The sequence below is a fragment of the Psychrobacter sp. 219-2-C genome (genome assembly GCF_049560815.1).
In the GTDB taxonomy this organism is placed as follows: Bacteria; Pseudomonadota; Gammaproteobacteria; order Pseudomonadales; family Moraxellaceae; genus Psychrobacter; species Psychrobacter faecalis.
On sequence record NZ_CP186933.1, the window covers coordinates 2,510,287 to 2,529,345 of the forward strand.

A 19,059-nucleotide genomic window follows, 5' to 3' on the forward strand; every position below is an offset into this window, starting at 1 on the left:
TATGGCTTTTTTACGTAGAGGTTATTGCTATTAGCGCGCTTTAAAGTTTCAATAACTTTTGTTATTCTCCATATTTACAAGGTTTACCGTCATTATGCTGAACTCTTCTTTGCAGCCTACGCCGATACCAGCGCCAAAAATTGCCATTATCGGTGCTGGCTTAACGGGACTATTTACTGCCACCTTATTAGAGCGCGCTTCTAGCCAAATGAATGAGCAGAAAATTAATGACAAATCCTCAATACCAGAAATCACTATTTTTGAGAAATCACGCAGCGTCGGGCGTCTAGCAACACGTTACCGCAGCGATAGCCTTACTAATAAAAACTGGCAATGGGCGTTTGGAGCGCAGTTTTTCACCGCCAAAACCTCAAGCTTTCAACAATTTATTGAGCCGTGGTTGCAGACAGGTTTGCTACAGCCATGGTGCGCGCAAGTAGTGAGCTTAACGCCAATGTCGGCAAATAATCAGAAACCCGATATTCACCTCAAAGAGCAATGGGGGAGTACGCAAGCGCGTTATATCAGCACGCCAAAGATGACCAGTTGGGGACGAGCATTGGCTGATGAATTGCAGCATAGTACCATTAAGTTTAACACCCGCGTCGCGCCATTATCTCAATATAAGCAAACGCCAAATAGCAACATCAATAATAAAACTAACGACAAAACCAGTGAAAAAACCAGTAATAAAACTGAGCTATTCGATGAAAATGGCAACAGTCTTGGTCATTTTGATTGGGTAATTTGTACGGCGCCAAATGGTCAAGCCGTCGAGCTGATGGCAGATAGCGGTTTTAGTGAATGCGCAAAAATCACTGAGCCAACAATGCAGGCGTGCTATACCTTAATGCTTGGTTGGAATGAGAACCAACCAGTACCTGAGGCGCTAAGCTGTTTGGACACGGCGTGGGATGTGGCTTATGTACAGGATTCTATCATTGATAGAATATTTATCGAACATCATAAGCCTGAGCATCATGCGCTATTACCCAGCATGACCATTCATGCGCGCAACGACTGGTCAGAGCAGCACGTCGATGACGATATCAATACCATAAAAGCGCAGTTACTAGCAACCGCCAAGCAAGCACTAAACTGGAATACAGAGAGCGCGCCAAGCCAAGTTGATTGTCACCGTTGGCGTTACGCCGCGACCGTAACCGCTTCTCATAAAGAGCAGTTAGGAGTATTGGTTGATGATAAGCAACAATGGATTGTCAGCGGCGATTGGTGCGGGCAAGGTAATATAGAAAGCTGCTATCAAATGGCAGTGCAGACGATGGCAGCGATAGTTTAATTTACAGATAATAAAGGCTTTAAGGAATTAAACTTAGACGTATTACATCATAATAAATTTGAATTTATATAGATCATTAACTTATAGGCAAAAAAGAGCCCACGAAGGGGGTCTTTATCATGTTATCTCATGTTAACCTTTGTTAGCTTGGACCCTTTATTTATATGACTCTCATGCTAACGTGTGTTATCCTTTATTATCGCAGATGACCACCAATTAGTTACATAAATGGTGGTCAAATTGGTGGTCAGTTTCTTAACGTGACAAATAGGTGATGGGAGTGTGCAGCCATGGCAGCATTAACAACTGATACTCAGATTAAAAGAGCCATCAAAGAGGCGCAAGGGCAGAAGCGTGTCTATCACACCATTGGTGGGTATCAAGGTTTAAGACTGCGCATGAGGGGTGGTTGCATTGAATTCCAACACCGTTACACGCACCCTATGACAAGTAAGCGTAAAGAAATGACGCTAGGACAATATCCTGCATTATCACTTGAGCAGGCAAGACGAATGCATAACGATAATATGAGTATGCTTGCTAATATGTTGGACCCAATTACCCAGCGGGATAATGAAAGAACCAAACAAGCCGCGGCTATCAATAATACATTTCAAGCGGTTGCAGCTGATTGGCTAAGCGAATTGACTGACAACCCTGACCACCAGCCAGCAACTAGCACTTTAAGAAACGTCCACAATTACCTTAGACCGCTAACAGATGCCTTTGGGAAGCTGCCGGTTAGTGAGATTACTACTCAGCAAGTTTTAGCTTTATGTCGTGACATACAAAGAGAGTATGTGCATAAAGGGAATCGTGTTAAGCACATGGCGCAGCGAATATTTGCGCATGCTGTTTTAAAGGGGCTCATTGAATATAACCCGGTAACGCAGTTATCAGGCGCTAAAGCATTGAAGCCTACTAGAACCAAACATCATGCTTCGTTAACAGACCCTAAAGACTTCGCTGTCTTATTAAGAGACATTGACGAGCTAAGTGATAAGCATGTGTATAACAAGCCAATATTAAAGCTATTAACGCTTACCTTTGCGCGCGTAGGTGACATATGCGCGATGAGATGGGCGGACATCGACCTAAACGCTAAGCAATGGGCGTTTAAGCCTCAGAAAGGACAGAGGCGTGAGGACATGGTGGAAAGCTTAGTTGTACCACTGGCACCGCAAGCAATAGCAGTCATAAAACAGATGCAGTCATTAACGGGTGGCCATGATTATGTATTCCACAATCCCAAACGTAAGAAAGGCCCCTACCAAGACCCACAGTTAGTAAATAAGGTATTGAACGACCCATCTATGAACAGCGGCGGCATTGGCGTCAATTACGAGGGTAGAGGTTATAAAGAAGTACATACTCCCCACGGCTTTCGTGCCAGCGCAAAAACTATGCTGATGGAACGACTAGGCTATGACGAGCTGCTAACAGAGATACAGCTAGGGCACCAAATGCTTAACAAGTACGGTAAGGCTTACAACCGTATGCAAGCCGTACCTGAACGAACACGCATGATGAACGACTGGGCAAACTATTTAGATGATATTAAAGCTGGCAAGATTGATAACGTCACTCACGTTGACTTTAAAAACGCTGAAAAACTTAAACATGGTTAGAGTGGCACTGCCATAACTGACAAAACTTCTATTTTGTATGTTGTTTAACCACTTTTGACAGCCTCAATCGCTGTTATACCACTTTGCAAGGCTAGGGGTTGCTCCCGAACGACAGATATTTACACCCTTAAACTGTCACCGCCTTGCTCTTATTTCAATCTAAGGGTGTAGGGGTGTGAAATGAGTATTTTGGATGAATACGTATTTGAAAGGATGGATTATATTCCTGCAATCGGCTTGATTAATTTGATTGCAGACAATAAGGATGATTACATAGACAATATAGCTTCATACCTTGTCCTTAACAATTTCGACAAGCAAGTTTCATCTTACCTTATAGACAAACATGGGCGTGTCACTCAAGTCGAACGTAGTCAAGAAAATGGCTGTGATACTAATACTAGTTGTTTTTTAGATAGGTGTCATTCAGAAATCATTCTTAGTAAGAGTGTTTCTAACAAGTTAATAGATACCTTGAAAGGATATTTTTATTACTCTTGTAAAGAATTGGAATCGATAGATTGTATTAAGAAATTAGGTTTAAAGCTTAACTTTTTGGAAGTGAGCAGAGTTAATGATAAAGTGAAACAGTATGATGAAAATGAAATTAATCTTATTTATCGAAATACAGTAGATAATTTCCATAATCCTAATGCATACCAGCTAAACTATTTTAGACTAAAAAAACTTGATATTAAAGTTGCGGCCTGCTTACTTGCCGGCATAGATGACCAAATGATAGATAAGTACCAAAGCGATCTCCGTTTCTCTGAGATATTCAAAGATTATATTAGCTATAAATTAATGCTGGAAGCAGCTATAAAAAATAACGATGTCAGTTTCAAGGAAGGTTTTTTTACATCCGATGATTTGCAAAAGTATCTTTTTGATATTGGTTATGTACTTAAAGGCTTTAATGACTGGCTTAGAATTCAACCAGCAAAACCTTTAATCGATGTTAAGCATGATAAATGCCAATCCTTTGATGTAAATAACGAGGAACTGGTAAGACTTACCCAAAAAGCAGCGGATGACCAAGCTACTATCGATAAAATTACCATCGAAAAAGATGAGATACAGTCTGAACTGATAGAGGTTAAAGCTCAGCTAGAAAAAACCTTGCAGTTACAAGCAATCGATGACCTGAAAGACGTACCACACCAATCATATAGAACTGTAGATAGAATAATGTATGCAATGGCTAAACTTTCTAAATTGGATAATACAGAACCATATAGCCAAAATAACCCATCATTGAACGCTAGTATTACTACCATATTGCAAAATGACGGCTTAACGCTTGAGTACCAAGCCGTAGGTAAATGGCTGACAAGAATTAATAATGTAAAAAGCCTTACAAATAATCCGATAATTACTCCTGAGAAACTGAAAGCTACTGAAGATTTAAAATCTAATATTTAGTGTTTTTCATTAGTGGTAATAGCTGTATAAAACTTAGAGTGAATTCTTAATTCTGACCCGCCATTGAGCGGGTTTTTTATTGTCTAAAAGCCTGCTATTGCATAAGAAAATAAAGGTTATCTACAGTAGATAGGTTGCTGTCTACTATAGAACCTTATCAGGCCTCCATCCTTTAATCTATAAGATAGCTAAAGTGACTAAGTCACTTGCTCCAATGCCGGTCTAAGGTCATAACTTAGAACTAGCAATACTTAGAGAGGTTACACCATGGCAGCGATTAAAAAAGAACTGGTCGTCAATCTGATTAAAGCTTATGAGAAAAAAGGCATGGGCGGTCAACAGATCATGATTAAATTGCTCAAACGCAAAGACCAAGTTGGTAAAAACATGCAAGCCCTTGTTGATAGTTATGTTGATGACGGCTCACAAACACCATTAGAAGATGCGGGGCGTTTCTTTGGCATTAATGCTGGGCGTGATAAAAATAGCCGCGTAGCAGGTAAGCCGAATAAAAACCCATCTGTCACAGATATAGTTAAATCACAAGCAGCAAGTGCCAGTATGGGCTTGGCTGATGCCGCAGGTGGTATCGTGCAGGGTAACAAGTATGTTGCTGATAAAGTGAATAGTGGCGTAAATAAGGTATTTGGCACCAAACTTGATACCAATGCGCTTGGACGATATAACAAAGAATACGAGCAAGCCAATAAAGCCACAGCAGGACTACAATCACAAGCAGGGCGTGGCGGCGGTGACTGGATTCGAGGCGGTACAGAGATTGCAGCGACATTACCGGCTTATATGCTCACTAGTGGCTCAACACTACCGATACGCGCAGCACAGCAAGGTTTAGTTGGCGCAGTCGTTGGCGGTGCTAGACAAGCGGATAATGCAGACCAGCGCGGCATGAATGTGTTGGGTAGCGCGGCAGGTAGTGCGCTAGGTCAGGCAGGTGGCGAAGTTGTATCACGTGCAGTTGGCAGAGGCGCAACCCGAGTGATTAACGCCAAACGAGGCAATCTGAATCCAAAGGCACAGGCTATTAACGATCTAGGCAAGCAGTACGATATACCAACTACTGTGGGTGATATTAAGGGCGGTGGCATTGGTAAGAATATCGAAACGCAATTAGAGCGTGTGCCCGTCGTAGGTATTAGCAAGTTGAGAACCACACAGCATGATAAGTCGTTGGCCGCCGCTACCAGGGTATCAAAGAAGTTTAAGAACTTGATGGATGAGACAGATTACAAAGCTATACCCGCTATGCAACGAGCAGCACAGCAAGGCGATAGAAACGCAAGCCGTGTGCTAGGTATCATCAATGATGCAGGTGATGATACAGGCAAAATATTACAAGCCAGCGCAGAAGTTAAAGGGTGGAGGCAAAGCGCTATAGCTACCAAGCTTTATAACCGTGTTGATGATGAAGTTATCAAAGCAGGTAACGGCACCGTACCAACTAATAGGACACAAGCAGCTCTTGCTGATGCATTAGATAAACAAGCCGCATCATTAGCGCCAGACGGCGTTTTGTTACGTGAGTTGACCAAGATTAGTGACAACCTTGCTAACCCATCTAAACCCAAGACATTCAAGAACACGCGCTTGTTACGCTCACAATTAGGCGATTTAGCTGATAAGTATGGCAGCCCTATTAATGGAAATAAAGCCGCTGCTAGAGTGTTTGGTGACGTTAAGAAAGCAGTTGACGATGACATAGCAGACTTTGCTACTAATTCAGGCAGCACAGCGATTAAAACAGCCTATAAAAAAGCCGATAAGTTTTATGCAGGCGTTATGAAGAGTAAGGATAGCGCCATAACTAAAGCCATGCAAAGCAATAAACCTGATGAAGTCTTTGATAAGTTTATTAAGGCCGGCAAGGGAGATGCGGCGCAGAACTTTGCTAATAGCCTAGATGACAAAGGACGGGCGGCTTTGCGCTATCAAATGGTAGATGATGCCATGACTAAAGCTTGGAACGAAAACAAAGAAGCTTTTAGTCCTGCCAAGTTTGCTGGCAAGTTTGAAGAACTGGCAGAGCCCTACACCCGTCTTTTTAAAGGTGACGATAAAAAACAGATGGACGGGTTTATAAAGCTCATGCGTCATGTTGAGCGAGCCGGTCAATTTAAAGAGAACCCGCCTACAGGTGTAAGGCTCGGCGATGTTGCAATGATAGGGACGGCTCTAGCCAGCGTACCACTAGCCTTTAAGGGTGCAAGCGTGTCGTTATTGGCTCGAACGCTCTTTACTACTAAGGCAGGTAAGAACCTATTGCTTGCAGCCGACAACCTACCACCAAGCCAGCAAGTAGCACTTGATAACATCATGAAAATTGCTACCAAGCTGGCGTCATCTTCAGGCTCAAAACAGGGGCGTGAAACTGCCGAACGTGTAGCAGGTACAAAGGTGAGCGACAAAGAAAGCGAATCTTTAACGGCATTCTAAATTGCTGAACCTTACTATTTTGGTTATAGTGCTTAGACATACATTATAGTAACGCTTCTGTAATGAAATAATATTGATGGTACTGGTAGTGCTGAGTTTAATATCTCGCACTACTAATTCTTAAAGGCCCACACATGGAATATCTACTACTAGGTATCGGAATTCTTGCTGGTATTCTTGCTTTAGCATTGTTGGGTTATTTGGCAAGAATGCTTTGGCGATTTGGTAAATACCTGAAAGTTAAAGTACCTGCACTTTGGTACATTTATAGTGGTTTTTGGATTTTATTATTATTGATTGTTTTGGTAGTGATTTTTGGAAGCGCTGTTAACTTTTATAGTCAGGAGAAGTCTGATAAGGCTAAGCGTATTTTTTTAGAGTCTAATTCAAATCTTATAGATAGTGCTGCAAATGACTTAGTTGAACTGAAGTACTTATCGGATAGAACATTTCATATTAGTTCTGATGTTGATGAATTGGCATTGTGCATCCCAAGTCTCATTGAGTTGGAAAAAAACTATGATAATAACAATAGCGGGTCTTTCGATTTAAGCTACGTCATTGCAGATCGAGCTGAAGAGCTGGGTAACAAGTCAACGCCTTGGAATAATCTAACTCAAAAAGAAAGAGACAGGATATCTCTAAAGATTATTGATTGTGATAAAGCATTAGGATTACTGACAGATGATGAATATGAAAGACAGAAAAGGCTTGTGCTAGTAAAAATACAGCCAATACCTGAGAACGAAATAAAGCAGGAAATCGAAAGACTGCGAGAAGCTGGCATGAATGATGCGGAGATTATGGAAGCATTGATTACTCATAATGATTTTGGAGCTAACTTACAGCTTATGGCTGAACGACTTGAGGACACAGGATCAATAGACCCCTTATATGGTGTTGGTAATCGCATAGGTTTAAACACGCATGATACAGGGCCATCAGCTGGCATGACCAAACTGCAATCAAGGCTTGATGACTATGATGCACGTTCAGAAGCTACCAGAGAAGCCATAGCCAACCTAAATACTAATCCAGCAATTGATTATAGCCAACGCAAGAGCAATCCTCCTGTAGTGAAAATTGAAAAGCCGGAAAAAATCAGTATTGAGCAAAATGAAGATGGTTATGATTTGGTGCCTGAGAAGGAAGATATAATAGTAGTCGACTGAGAGAATACGCAACAGTCTTGCCAGCGTTCAAGCAACAGCCTTACTTTAATTAGTAGGGCTTTTTTAATGCCTACAACAAAAAAACTAAATGCATAGAGCTATCTAGTATCGATAAAAAGGTTGTCTACAGTAGACAACCTGCTATCTACAGTAGAACCTTTCATGGCTTACAACTTCTAAGATTGCTAATGCTGATAACGGCAATTAACGGCATTACACAGGAGTTAGCAAAATGCTACATATATCAGATAATCCCCAAACCAGTGCAGAGTTACACCCAAACGGCCAAACACGTATCAAGTCAGCCGCCAACCTAATAGGCGTTCATCATCAAACGCTGAGAAGATGGTGGAAGGCTGAAAAGTTTCCCAAACCAATCAACATCAACGGCATTCTATTGTTCAGAAACGCTGACATATTGTCGTTCCTTGAAAGCCAAAACACTAACAGTGACGAGGTATAGGTGATGACTAATTCAGCGACTGCCCCCGTTAATAACGAGCAAGCACCCAAGACCCAAATCGACACTATACGAGCGCACCTGATGACAGGCTCATCAATAACCACTTGGGACGCGTACAGGCTTTACCGCATTACTTGCCTTGCCCAGCGCATACATGAGCTTAGAAAGTCAGGGCTGGTAATTCAAAGCGAAATGGTAACGCACAATGACAAGCGCTTTAGCCTCTACTGGCTCGATGAGGCAGCCTTATTAGAAATTGAGCACACCGATAACAACGACATCAAAGGAGCAGCACATGCACCAGTCTAATGACGTATTAGAGCCGCGCCTAGTAACTGTGGATAGCCTTTACTTACGTCTTATGAATGACCGCGTACAAGATATTTATATTAATACCGACCACCTAGCTACCGCGCTAGATGCTATCAATACAAAAGACGATGTTAGCCAAGGCGTGCTTGTGGCAGTCAAAGCAGCACTACTGACCAATAGCGAGCTGGCAGGTATTGTTAGCGAGATGTTTTGTGAACACGCATTACCGTACCAAGCGGAGGCAACAAGCCATGAGTAGCAATTACACTAGAAACAAGCTTACACCCCGTCACGGGGCAAATTCGAGTCTAAATGACATGAATTCGAGCCTATATGACATGAATTCGAGTTTTAATAGCAGCATTGCAAATATGTGCGCTAAATCAGAGGAAATTACTAAATATCAGCTTATGCTGAGATGTAAAAAAAATGATGTAACAGGGGCGGTTACCCATTTTTCGGATTTTGATAATAGTGAAAGTCAGTGCTTTACAAGTCGTGATAACAAACGCTATCATAGCACCACAACAAAACATTCAGCGGCAAAGCCAAGTCGTCAACCTTTGGCTATTTTTGTGTCTAAAACTGACCTGATTAACACCCAGACAGTTACCACGGGCGCAGATAAAATCATTACCAGTAGTAATCGTTATACCTATGGCGCTGGACACAGTGACGTAAGTTATGACGGGATGAGTGAACCTAATAAAACACCCCTTTGGGGAAATAAGTTCCGCCGCCTGAATGCGGTTGTTGTAGTCCCGTTTATACCCTTTTTTAAGAATTACCCCACACACACAAATCATTCAGGAGGCTATCATGCCTAATTCAATCCGTACGACCTCAAACACTCAAACCACTACTAACAGCACACCAGCCACATTCAAGGCAGGTGACAGCGTTCTGTGGGCAGCCGTAAGCAATGACACCTATAAGCTGCAATCGAGCAGCGACAAGCGCGGCAACCGCCTTGTTATCCGTCATGCAAATATAGAATATTCCTTTGATACTGATGGGCGTAGCAGCCCTGATGATGCCTTGCCGTCATTATTCCATGACACGCCAGCAAACCGCCAAGCCATTAACGCCCTGTATGGCAGCAAACACCAAATCAAGATAATAGATTGCACCGCCGCCGATGATGACGAAGTGATCTTAATGCCGTCTATCATGCTATCCGATATTGCATGTGATATTAATGCCGCCGCTACTACCTTGCATGACATGGGGCAGTTATTCCATCTTATCGCTACCCGTCAAATAGAACCCCATGCAGCCATATCATTAGCGCGTCTGTCACAAGATGCCGCCGATACTTGGATTAATCTGCTTTATAGCCAACTGGACACTATCAACGAACCCTTAGCCCAAACTGGCTTTGGTAAGGTAGATGCTTGTGCCTACTAATAAGAGCTACCCGCCAAAGCAAAGCCGTAAGCACGCCAAGCGCAAAAGCTACTACAAGAAGTATAGAGAGCAGCGCAAGCCGAACCAGTCAAAAACAAGGGGGAGAAGATGACCACCACACCCCAAACAGCCACCCATGAAAAAACCCGCGGCAAGGCGGGTTTAGTTAGCGTCTTAGGCGACCATCAACCGGCAACGGAGCAGACGTTACAAGGCGATGTTTTATTAAAAAAGTTATACGATATTTTAAGGCCTAATAGCTTGTTAGATATTAAAGTTAATTTGTCAGTAAATCAAGGTGACATCTTGCCCACAGCTGGCATGACTGGGCTTGTTTTGCATAATAAAGACTATGAGCCGGTAAGCTTATTATGCGTTCCACCAAACGGTAAACCCAAGGATTATGTCGTTACTGACCCGTTTGAAACAGGCGCATTCATCATTGGTAAGATGGACAGCACGCACGAACTGATAGCCGTTAATAACATAGCTGATGCAGTAGAGCTTGCTTATCTATTGATGGCTGAGAATGTGACGATACTAGCCAGCCGTGACGAATGGTCATTCAATGATATGGTTAAGCATTTTGCGCAAGATTCATGCGTGACTATCATGGCAACAGCGGACGTTAAAGACGAGGTTACCAAGCCGCTTATCGGTGCAAACGTTAGAGCAATCATTACCAGCGAGCGCACAGTGTTAGAGCACTTGGATTATGGCAACTTAAGTTATAAAGCCATACTAACCCTTGATGATACAAAGATAGTTGAGCTCAGGAGCGTAGGATGGCCCGAACCCGAATCACTGAGCACAGACCCAAGCAAGCAAACACCTTATCCAATAGAGGCTTGGAGCGGACTGCTACAGAGGGTTATTAAGAAGATTGCCCACTACACACAAGTACCCGAGGCTATGGTTGGTCAATGTCTCTTAGGGGGATTGGCGCATATGGGACAGGCTCATGTTGATGCGCCGTTTGGTTACAAGCACATGCCAACTAGCCTAATTATTATCACTGAGGGCGAAAGCGGCAGCGGTAAAACGCAAGCTATGGACTTAACCCACTATAAGATAAAAGAGCATGAACAAAAGAGATATGAAGAATACATAATCAGGCATAATGAACATAAATTACAGCTTGCCAGCCTTAAGGGTCCAGAACTAAAGGAGTATCAAGCAACCACCCCAGCACCATATAACCCTGAGCGGCTATTCAAAGATGCAACTATTGAGCCGATACTGGATAAGTTTGTCAGTAGTGAAATCACAGACGCATCCTGGTCAACTGATGATGCGGCGCAATTCTTCAATGGTCACACGATGAAAGGTGACACAGCTGGTAACGCACTTGCAGCTATTACAGACCTTTATAGCGGCGGTGAAGTGAATCGCACGCGTTCAATGAAAACACAGCATGCTAACCCGCATACAAAAGCTTTTAACGTACGCATGACGTTGATGTTGATGGCTCAACGTATCATTTTAGAACCAGCATTAACCGATGATATGATGAATCAGCAAGGGTTCTTAGCTCGAGCTTTAATTGCTTGCCCTGACAGCTTACAAGGTTATAGGACGTGGGACGATATCAACCGCCGACAGCAAAGCCCGTATAGAGATACTGACCTAATTGCCTATTGGGACAGATGCAATGATCTACTAGACCCAGTGGCTAGCAACGCGCCTACAGATGACAAAGGAGCACCCAAACGCTTTAAGATGCGCTGGCATGACGCACAAACAGAACAAGTGTTTTATGAGCACATGCAGGTGATAGAGAATAGGCAGGCCAAGGGTAAAACATTGGAGTACCTCAAAGCGTACGCCTCAAGAATGGCAGAGAATGCAAGTCGAATAGCCTCATTGATAGCCTTCTTTGACAAGCGACAAACTATCACCACAGACGATATTAAACGAGCGTTTATGTTGGTGGAATACTCAACGGCCGAACGCTTACGCTATCAAGATGCAACGCCAACCGGTGAGCAAAGCGACCTTGAGAAGCTCAGCATATGGTTAGTCAGTAAGGCAAAAGCTTATAAACCCGCGGTATTGAATAAGTCTTATGTGACGCAGAACGCACCCAATGCGCTAAGAGGCAAAAAACTAAACTTCTTACTAGATGACTTGGAAAGTATGGGGCATATTAGGCTTGAAAGTGATGTGCGCAGGCGCTTAGTTTATGTTAATCCTAGACTGATTATTGATTAACGACCTGAAAAACCCGCTAAACTTGCTAGACTTACCTACAGCCCTTACCAGTTAAGGGCTTTACTTTAGCGGGTCATCTGCTAAGCATTGCTAAACTTGCTAATCTACCGCTAAACTTGGGTAATTCAAACGAACTTTAGCAGAACTATAGCAACTCTAGCAGCACCTTAGCAGGTAGCTAGCTAAGCCAAACGCCCTATAACCAAAGGGCTAGAACGAACTTTAGCAACTTTAGCGGATTTTAGTGGCATACAAAGTAGCTTTAGCAGATATTAACATCTGCCTTTTTCATGTCTGCAGTAATTAAGACATTGCTTTATAGGTGTAAATTAATCCATGATATAATCAAGGTTATAAAGTTACTTAATGATTTAGATAACGAATAGAGATAATCATGCCAGCCATTGCCACTACTTCAAGTCTGAATGACTATCCTAGACTGAGCATTAGCAGCTATCTTGAACAGTTACGCATAACACAGCCTGACAGCCTACCAGTGAGCTATAAACATAAAGGCAAGCATCACAGCTACAACATTGAGCTAGCAAAGACCTCGTGCAACTATGGCAATTATCGTTACTGGTTTTTATGTCCATCATGCTCAAAGCGTACGGGCGTTTTATATTGTGCAGGGACTTACGTCTGCAGACATTGCCTGAGCGTTCCTTACGGCTCACAGCTACAACAGCCCATTGACCGATTATTCAGTCGTGCTGATGCAATTAGACAGCGTTTAGGTTGGCAATCAGGCGTTGCTCATGGCATAGGTGAACGACCTAAAGGAATGCACCAGCGCACGTTTAATCGAATTTTACTTGAGTATCAACAACTAGAGCAAAAGCTTATAGGGGCACACTATGCGACTACCTGATTTAAAGGACCTGATACAAGATTTACAGTTAGCCAAGCAGATGGCAATTGAAGACAACAACCCAAACGCCTTGATTATGGCAACTATTGGACAAGCCAAGCTGCTAGGTATCGATAAGCCAATCAAGGACGTAACACTAATCAGAGATGTTGAGCCACAGCAAACACTAGACTACTCAATGTTAAATGATGATGAATTAAGGCAGCTCATAGCGATTACTGAGAAAGTGGAAAAGGCTGCACTTGATAAAAGAATAGAGCACGCCCGCAACGAGTATTAGTAACTGAACTGGACAATACCCACAGTTTGTGGGAATCCTACTTTGCGTATGAATCAAGACTTTTCGGACACCGTAGAGAGGGGTTTTCGGACATCTTAGAGAGAAGTAGATAGAACCAAATTTGGATTTATCTATTTTGGGCGCTATTTAACTCCCGCCAGTGACGGAATTTAAGAATCAATGCAAAAGACAGAGCATTACCGCCAACGGCAATCATGCTCAACAAGGTGAGTGGTAGAGATGTGGTTTACGCTTGGAACAGATGCGTCCAAACTTGGACTTATCTATTTTGAGTGTTATTCAGCTTTCACACCGTGCGTAAGTTAAGGGTAGCACCGCTCAAAGTTGGTCAGTGGGTATCAGATGGAGATTTGAGTCATTGGAAATAATTCAATTTTGCGTGTTCATAAAAGGAGATGTTTTCGTACCACAATCCCCAGTGGGGCAGATGTCCTCAAACTTGGGGTTATCTAATTTTGTCAGTCCATAAAGATGGTAGATGCACGCAAATTTGCTCACATCTATTTAAGCACTAATTGAATTTCTTGAGTCCATAACAGGACCTATCAAACAACAAGATAGATGGGCTCAGGATTGAGCGTATTAGGGCGTAAACAACTTAACGCCCTAATGGGTATCGTAGAATTCAGGAAACCGGCTGCAGCACTCACGCCATGATGGCGAGCTTGATAAAGCGCGAATCCTCAAACAGGCCATCAACGCGCATATTGAAATTTAAAATCTAATCAAGTCAGCGATACGTAGGTTTGTGAGATCTACTTCTTATCAAGTCTTTTAATAGTAGGGCTATTACTGAGTACATTTTGCATCTGTTCAGCCTGCTTTTTCAAAATATCCATTCTCTCTGCCAACTTCATTCCTTGATGGATTAAGTTTGTATTTAAAAACTCTAAGTTAGCGAGGATTGCATTTTGTAAGTGAGATGCATGGTCCCTTTGATTGCTGTTTTTATTCTCAAGCCTCTCTACCACCCTCATCACATGCCTTCAACCCAACCTCTACAGCCTCACTCAAGTCAGCACCTTTCTTAATACTATATGGCACATTCGGCTTCATACCATCACGCTTCAAAGCCTTAGCAGCGGCCTTATTAAGCGGCGTACCAATAGACGAGTCTTTACTGTAGCCCGCAGGTTCAAAATACACTTCAATGCCAAAATCAGGGTAATAGACACACAATATCTCGCCTGACGTGGTGAAAGGGTAGGGCGTCTTATGATCGGCTCCCCAAAACATTTCATGTACCACAGTATTACCAGAAACGAACTTACTAGCGTAACTTCTATCTTGGGAAGGAGTGCAGGCAGCTAAGGACAATACAGCAGCGCCAATTAGCCACCTGGGCATATTGACTCGCATGGTACGCCATCTTTGTCACGGTCTAGCTTAGTATTGCCACACTTAAGCGCTTGCTTGGCTTGCTCGCAGCTCACCATCTGTCCGCAAGTGCTAGGTAGATTCTTACATTGAGCGCCGCCTTTACCTTTAGTAAATAACGGATGATCGACCTCGACAGGCTGTTTCAAGGTGGTATTGCTTTGAAATGGATTATCAATCGTGGTCACAGCGCTATTGCTTGATAAGGCAAAGATAGATAGTGCCGCGGCTAATATTAGCTTTTTCATGGGTGAAGTCCTTTTCTGGTTTGACTAGTTAATTCTTTTGGGTGAAAAAGCATCTATTAATTTGTTTGCGGTACCAGCTTCTATGTGACCTTGTTTTTGTTTAGAGAGCATATATTTTGGAAATTTTTCAGGTAAATAAATGCCTTCTAGCCATATTCTAAAATCTGAAAGAGCGCTCAAAGGATAAGCTTTGACGCTCTGAGGATTTGAAACAGATTGAGGATAACTCTCTGGATAAAAATGCAGATAATTAGTAGGCTCACCGTGATCAAGAGCTAGTTCTTGCTTTTTCCAGTAGGTTGCCCAGTGAGAACCAATAGAAATATCCGGAACTGTCTTATCGTCAACTAAGACACCGCTTTGTATAAGTGTCACCATTAATGGAGCAGCTTCTTTAAATACGCTAAAGTAATTTTGCGGTACGGAATTATTTACTAAGGATGCTCGATCAATATAAAACTGCCATTGGTTTAGAGCTTTTTGCAATGGATTTTCGCCTTGCATCCATTCCCTAATAAATTTATTAACTTGGACAGCAAATTTAGGTGAGCACCATTGGGCAAGATGAATAGCTACGTCAGGGTGAACCCAAGTACCTTGTAGCTGTGGATCACCACCTTTAATAACCTGTACTATTTCCGATATCGGAATTCCGATATCGGCTGAAACCTCTTTCAGATAAGCCTTTGTCGCTTGGTTCTCAAGATAATGGCCTAACATTTTACTCGCTGCTTTACACATAGCTGTAGCATTGACATACCCATCACCAGCACGCTGATAGATTATTTGTTCATCTACCTCACGAGAAATCAAAGCTAAATTGTACTGACTCATACTACACACCTCATATGTTAACAGCTGTTAGCAAGTAGCTAAATATTAGTCAACTTTAACTGATTAATCACTTGTGGGCAACTATATGAAATACTCTATTTCTGAGGTTATGTTCATATTAGAGAACGCTAGATAGTAGTAGGAATTACTAACTAGTCTTTAATGTGAGACTTGAGTTGATTTGAAATTTGGTAGGGTAGTAAGAAGGCATTACGATATTATTTATAGTGACCAACTTAGCAAAATTTTGAGCAGATGGTGGTCAAATTGGTGGTCAATTCAATATATAGAAAAATAAAACCTATATAAATCAGTATCTTAAGGGCAAAAAAAGAGCCCACGAAGGAGGTGTCGTGGGCTGAGGAAAACTTATCATGCGACCGAGCTACTACTGATTAACGAGCCACAAGTAAATTGATCAAGATTTATTATTGTTAATATAAAGATGATGACAAAATCTATGATTTCAAGAAATTATCACATCTGCTTACAATTTCCAGTGTACAACTGTATTTATTCCTCAGTCATCATAACTGAAATTAGCCGATTTACCTAGCTTGCTTACATGTCATTACGTTTTGGTTTATTGTCCGCCGATTATTGGCTAAAAATATTCATAACAAACATTTTGCTAAGGATTTTTTGCTCAAAAACACTTGCAATTGAGTAAAGCCAAAACCGACCTGTACAGAAGCATGACGACATGGCTGAAAAATGCTAAGCTAGCCACATTCTTATCGCTGACTATAAACTGGGTTTGTCATGACCGAGAGTACACCGCTGCACACACCAGAACAAAAACCGCTACCAACGCCAAACGACAGAAGTATCTTTAACCTACCCAACAATCTTACGATTGCGCGTATTTTAATGATTCCGCTGTTTGTGGCGATTGCTTATTGGCCACCCGCCATGGGAATTGGCATGCCAGCGATTTCGGACAATGTCATCGCGCGGGTAGGTATGAGCGAATTTAGCGACAGTTTGCTGCGTCATTTGCTGTTGACCGGTGTGTTTATTATCGCCGCGGTGACCGATTGGCTCGATGGTTATTTTGCTCGTAAGCTTAACGTGGTCTCTGCTTTTGGGCGCTTCTTAGACCCAGTCGCTGATAAGCTCATGGTCGCAGCCGCACTGATTATTTTGGTGCAATGGCATCCCAATATCATTATGGCGATTGCCGCGATTGTGATTATCTCGCGTGAAATTGCCGTCTCGGCGCTACGCGAGTGGATGGCGGAGCTTGGCAATCGCACCAGTGTCGCCGTTTCTTATGTTGGTAAACTCAAAACCACTTTTCAGATGATCGCCATCACTGTGTTATTGTTAAATTGGCAATCGCTTGAAATGATAGGGTATGTCTTGATGGTGGCGGCGGTAATTTTAACCTTATGGTCGATGATGATTTACTTAAGAGCGGCTTGGCCGTATTTAAAACAAAGCGGTTAGCTCTTTTTGATTTAACCGTCAGTTTAGTCTGTATAAAAAACGCCAGTTGCATTAAGCGACTGGCGTTTTTCTATTCTAATTACTTTGCTTCTACTTCATTATGAAAACATCAAAGCTCGATAGAGAAATTTTCCCCTAAGCTTTTTTCAATCGCTGTATCAGTAACTGCCGCCGCCGTCATTTTCACCGCGCTGGTAATCGCATTACCATTCGCCCAGTATTCCGCCCCATGCGGCACCACTTTAATCAGCTGTACCCTTGGGTCTTCTTTGCCTTGCACAAAATAGGCGTTATACATAACCGACCATAGCTCATCGAGTTTCTCTGCATCCTCGACCAATTCAGCGGTACCAGAAATAGACAAATACTTATCGTCACCTTTCGAGGTATAAGCCAAATTTACTTCTGCATTTTGCTTAATGTTATCGACAGTTTCAGATGGCGTGTGTCCAATAAACCAAATCTCTTTGGCGCCAATGCTGGTTTCGGTGGTGTTCATTGGGCAAGAGTGCAAATGGTCTTCGCCATTGCGCGTGGTCATCATGGTGTATTTAATGTCTTTTACCATCGCTTGGATGGTGTCCATTTGCGCTTGTTTACTCATAATAGTTATCCTTTACTATTGAAATAGACAGTTTGAGTTTTAGGTTCAAAAGCTATCGGCAGATAATTGATGAATGATTAATAACTCTTAGCCGATGACTCATTATGTGTGGAATCAGTTATTAATATAATAAAGTTGCTTAATAAAACGATATAGCTGCTCTGTAATACGCTGTGACGCTTTGTAAGCTTTAATGTGCCAAAAACAACGAGCAAGGTCATAAACATATTGGCAAAATTAAAAACAAAAAACGCCAGTAAATAAAAATTTACTGGCGTTCAAATAGATGTCTTGTTTTTTATTTTTTTATTATTAAGACAGCAAAACTTACAGAAAGCGAGGTTATAGAGAGACGGAGAAAGTCTCGCCTAAATCTTCAGCAGTTTTACCTTCTTGCACCGCTGCAGTTGCCATTTTAAACATATTGACCACTGAGCTACCGCTAATCCAGCACTCGGCACCATGTGGTACCACTTTAATCAATTGGACGTTTTCATCTTCTTTACCTTCAGCAAAAAAGGCGTTATAAACAGGCGACCATAGCTCATCTAACTTGTCTTTATCGGTTGATAATTCAGCGTTACCACTGATAGAAACGTAATTCTTTTCATCTTGAGTAGCGTATGTTAATCCAATTCTGGCATCGTTTTGAATGTCTTTGACGACGTCTGAGGTTTTATCACCGATAAACCAAATTTCTTTGGCAGCGACATCGGCTTTATTGGTGGTCATCGGCCAAGCATGAATGTCACCTTTTTTATTGGTAGTACTCATCATGGCAAATTTTACGTCTTTAATGACTTCTTGAATTTTCGCGATATGCTCTTGGTTACTCATTAGGTTTGTCCTTTTATCATTATAGTAAGTGGTTTTTGTTTAACTTAAGGTTGCTTATTAATCATTCAGTTTAGACAAGCCAGCGCCGTTTATAATAATTTTTATGAGCAGGTTATAGATATAGTTTTAAAGCTCTTTATATTTATTAGCTTGTTATAAGGCGCTTAACTCA

Annotated in this window: 18 protein-coding genes; 13 read left to right on the forward strand and 5 right to left on the reverse strand. The window is 42.1% G+C overall.

Features of this window, described 5'->3' with window-relative positions; all coding sequences use genetic code 11:
* The first annotated feature begins 94 nt into the window (after positions 1-94).
* The 12 genes from ACPEGP_RS10335 to ACPEGP_RS10390 all read left to right on the forward strand — a co-directional run bounded on the left by ACPEGP_RS10335 (position 95) and on the right by ACPEGP_RS10390 (position 13,517).
* Positions 95-1,300 (forward strand): NAD(P)/FAD-dependent oxidoreductase, encoded by a 1,206-nt coding sequence (locus tag ACPEGP_RS10335; RefSeq protein WP_423813349.1) that lies wholly within the window; start codon positions 95-97, stop codon positions 1,298-1,300.
* Between the two features lie 290 nt (positions 1,301-1,590).
* A complete protein-coding gene (locus ACPEGP_RS10340) occupies positions 1,591-2,928 on the forward strand; it encodes a tyrosine-type recombinase/integrase (RefSeq protein WP_423813350.1) in 1,338 nt (445 codons plus the stop codon).
* 180 nt (positions 2,929-3,108) lie between these two features.
* Entirely contained in the window at positions 3,109-4,350 is a 1,242-nt protein-coding gene (locus tag ACPEGP_RS10345) for a hypothetical protein (RefSeq protein ID WP_423813351.1), read from the forward strand.
* A gap of 267 nt (positions 4,351-4,617) precedes the next feature.
* Positions 4,618-6,801 carry a hypothetical protein gene (locus tag ACPEGP_RS10350; RefSeq protein ID WP_423813352.1) on the forward strand — a complete coding sequence of 728 codons (2,184 nt, stop codon included), beginning with the start codon at positions 4,618-4,620 and terminating at the stop codon, positions 6,799-6,801.
* 134 nt (positions 6,802-6,935) lie between these two features.
* Positions 6,936-7,973 carry a hypothetical protein gene (locus tag ACPEGP_RS10355; protein WP_423813353.1) on the forward strand — a complete coding sequence of 346 codons (1,038 nt, stop codon included), beginning with the start codon at positions 6,936-6,938 and terminating at the stop codon, positions 7,971-7,973.
* Between the two features lie 466 nt (positions 7,974-8,439).
* Positions 8,440-8,745 carry a helix-turn-helix domain-containing protein gene (locus tag ACPEGP_RS10360; RefSeq protein WP_423813354.1) on the forward strand — a complete coding sequence of 102 codons (306 nt, stop codon included), beginning with the start codon at positions 8,440-8,442 and terminating at the stop codon, positions 8,743-8,745.
* A complete protein-coding gene (locus tag ACPEGP_RS10365) occupies positions 8,732-9,007 on the forward strand; it encodes a hypothetical protein (RefSeq protein ID WP_423813355.1) in 276 nt (91 codons plus the stop codon). Before ACPEGP_RS10360 ends, ACPEGP_RS10365 begins: the two co-directional genes overlap by 14 nt.
* Positions 9,000-9,575, forward strand: a complete 576-nt coding sequence (locus tag ACPEGP_RS10370) for a hypothetical protein (protein ID WP_423813356.1) — start codon at positions 9,000-9,002, stop codon at positions 9,573-9,575. The genes ACPEGP_RS10365 and ACPEGP_RS10370 overlap by 8 nt, the downstream gene beginning before the upstream one ends.
* Positions 9,568-10,155, forward strand: a complete 588-nt coding sequence (locus tag ACPEGP_RS10375; protein WP_423813357.1) for a hypothetical protein — start codon at positions 9,568-9,570, stop codon at positions 10,153-10,155. The genes ACPEGP_RS10370 and ACPEGP_RS10375 overlap by 8 nt, the downstream gene beginning before the upstream one ends.
* Positions 10,156-10,263: 108 nt before the next feature.
* Positions 10,264-12,366, forward strand: coding sequence for a DUF3987 domain-containing protein (locus ACPEGP_RS10380; RefSeq protein ID WP_423813358.1), 2,103 nt, complete (start codon positions 10,264-10,266; stop codon positions 12,364-12,366).
* Between the two features lie 394 nt (positions 12,367-12,760).
* Positions 12,761-13,237 carry a hypothetical protein gene (locus tag ACPEGP_RS10385; RefSeq protein ID WP_423813359.1) on the forward strand — a complete coding sequence of 159 codons (477 nt, stop codon included), beginning with the start codon at positions 12,761-12,763 and terminating at the stop codon, positions 13,235-13,237.
* Positions 13,224-13,517 (forward strand): hypothetical protein, encoded by a 294-nt coding sequence (locus tag ACPEGP_RS10390; protein WP_423813360.1) that lies wholly within the window; start codon positions 13,224-13,226, stop codon positions 13,515-13,517. Before ACPEGP_RS10385 ends, ACPEGP_RS10390 begins: the two co-directional genes overlap by 14 nt.
* Positions 13,518-14,492: 975 nt before the next feature.
* Here ACPEGP_RS10390 and ACPEGP_RS10395 read toward each other — a convergent pair.
* The 3 genes from ACPEGP_RS10395 to ACPEGP_RS10405 are packed head-to-tail and all read right to left on the reverse strand — an operon-like array spanning position 14,493 to position 15,997.
* Entirely contained in the window at positions 14,493-14,885 is a 393-nt protein-coding gene (locus ACPEGP_RS10395; protein ID WP_423813361.1) for a hypothetical protein, read from the reverse strand.
* On the reverse strand, positions 14,870-15,163 hold the full coding sequence (locus tag ACPEGP_RS10400; RefSeq protein WP_423813362.1) for an excalibur calcium-binding domain-containing protein: 294 nt from the start codon (positions 15,161-15,163) through the stop codon (positions 14,870-14,872). Before ACPEGP_RS10400 ends, ACPEGP_RS10395 begins: the two co-directional genes overlap by 16 nt.
* A gap of 24 nt (positions 15,164-15,187) precedes the next feature.
* Positions 15,188-15,997, reverse strand: a complete 810-nt coding sequence (locus ACPEGP_RS10405; RefSeq protein WP_423813363.1) for a KilA-N domain-containing protein — start codon at positions 15,995-15,997, stop codon at positions 15,188-15,190.
* 762 nt (positions 15,998-16,759) lie between these two features.
* Here ACPEGP_RS10405 and pgsA point away from each other — a divergent pair.
* Positions 16,760-17,446: a CDP-diacylglycerol--glycerol-3-phosphate 3-phosphatidyltransferase gene (pgsA, locus tag ACPEGP_RS10410; protein WP_144297861.1), complete on the forward strand. Its 687-nt coding sequence runs from the start codon at positions 16,760-16,762 to the stop codon at positions 17,444-17,446.
* 109 nt (positions 17,447-17,555) lie between these two features.
* Here pgsA and ACPEGP_RS10415 read toward each other — a convergent pair whose 3' ends face one another.
* On the reverse strand, positions 17,556-18,050 hold the full coding sequence (locus tag ACPEGP_RS10415; RefSeq protein WP_144297860.1) for a pyridoxamine 5'-phosphate oxidase family protein: 495 nt from the start codon (positions 18,048-18,050) through the stop codon (positions 17,556-17,558).
* A gap of 342 nt (positions 18,051-18,392) precedes the next feature.
* Complete coding sequence (locus ACPEGP_RS10420) at positions 18,393-18,887, reverse strand: pyridoxamine 5'-phosphate oxidase family protein (protein WP_423813364.1); 495 nt, start codon at positions 18,885-18,887, stop codon at positions 18,393-18,395.
* Positions 18,888-19,059: the final 172 nt, after the last annotated feature.

Bases quoted from the DNA above. Each gene is read 5' to 3' on its own strand.
- ACPEGP_RS10335 (WP_423813349.1), top strand. From the start codon at position 95: ATGCTGAACTCTTCTTTGCAGCCTACGCCGATACCAGCGCCAAAAATT.
- ACPEGP_RS10340 (WP_423813350.1), top strand. From the start codon at position 1,591: ATGGCAGCATTAACAACTGATACTCAGATTAAAAGAGCCATCAAAGAG.
- ACPEGP_RS10345 (WP_423813351.1), top strand. From the start codon at position 3,109: ATGAGTATTTTGGATGAATACGTATTTGAAAGGATGGATTATATTCCT.
- ACPEGP_RS10350 (WP_423813352.1), top strand. From the start codon at position 4,618: ATGGCAGCGATTAAAAAAGAACTGGTCGTCAATCTGATTAAAGCTTAT.
- ACPEGP_RS10355 (WP_423813353.1), top strand. From the start codon at position 6,936: ATGGAATATCTACTACTAGGTATCGGAATTCTTGCTGGTATTCTTGCT.
- ACPEGP_RS10360 (WP_423813354.1), top strand. From the start codon at position 8,440: ATGACTAATTCAGCGACTGCCCCCGTTAATAACGAGCAAGCACCCAAG.
- ACPEGP_RS10365 (WP_423813355.1), top strand. From the start codon at position 8,732: ATGCACCAGTCTAATGACGTATTAGAGCCGCGCCTAGTAACTGTGGAT.
- ACPEGP_RS10370 (WP_423813356.1), top strand. From the start codon at position 9,000: ATGAGTAGCAATTACACTAGAAACAAGCTTACACCCCGTCACGGGGCA.
- ACPEGP_RS10375 (WP_423813357.1), top strand. From the start codon at position 9,568: ATGCCTAATTCAATCCGTACGACCTCAAACACTCAAACCACTACTAAC.
- ACPEGP_RS10380 (WP_423813358.1), top strand. From the start codon at position 10,264: ATGACCACCACACCCCAAACAGCCACCCATGAAAAAACCCGCGGCAAG.
- ACPEGP_RS10385 (WP_423813359.1), top strand. From the start codon at position 12,761: ATGCCAGCCATTGCCACTACTTCAAGTCTGAATGACTATCCTAGACTG.
- ACPEGP_RS10390 (WP_423813360.1), top strand. From the start codon at position 13,224: ATGCGACTACCTGATTTAAAGGACCTGATACAAGATTTACAGTTAGCC.
- ACPEGP_RS10395 (WP_423813361.1), bottom strand. From the start codon at position 14,885: ATGCCCAGGTGGCTAATTGGCGCTGCTGTATTGTCCTTAGCTGCCTGC.
- ACPEGP_RS10400 (WP_423813362.1), bottom strand. From the start codon at position 15,163: ATGAAAAAGCTAATATTAGCCGCGGCACTATCTATCTTTGCCTTATCA.
- ACPEGP_RS10405 (WP_423813363.1), bottom strand. From the start codon at position 15,997: ATGAGTCAGTACAATTTAGCTTTGATTTCTCGTGAGGTAGATGAACAA.
- pgsA (WP_144297861.1), top strand. From the start codon at position 16,760: ATGACCGAGAGTACACCGCTGCACACACCAGAACAAAAACCGCTACCA.
- ACPEGP_RS10415 (WP_144297860.1), bottom strand. From the start codon at position 18,050: ATGAGTAAACAAGCGCAAATGGACACCATCCAAGCGATGGTAAAAGAC.
- ACPEGP_RS10420 (WP_423813364.1), bottom strand. From the start codon at position 18,887: ATGAGTAACCAAGAGCATATCGCGAAAATTCAAGAAGTCATTAAAGAC.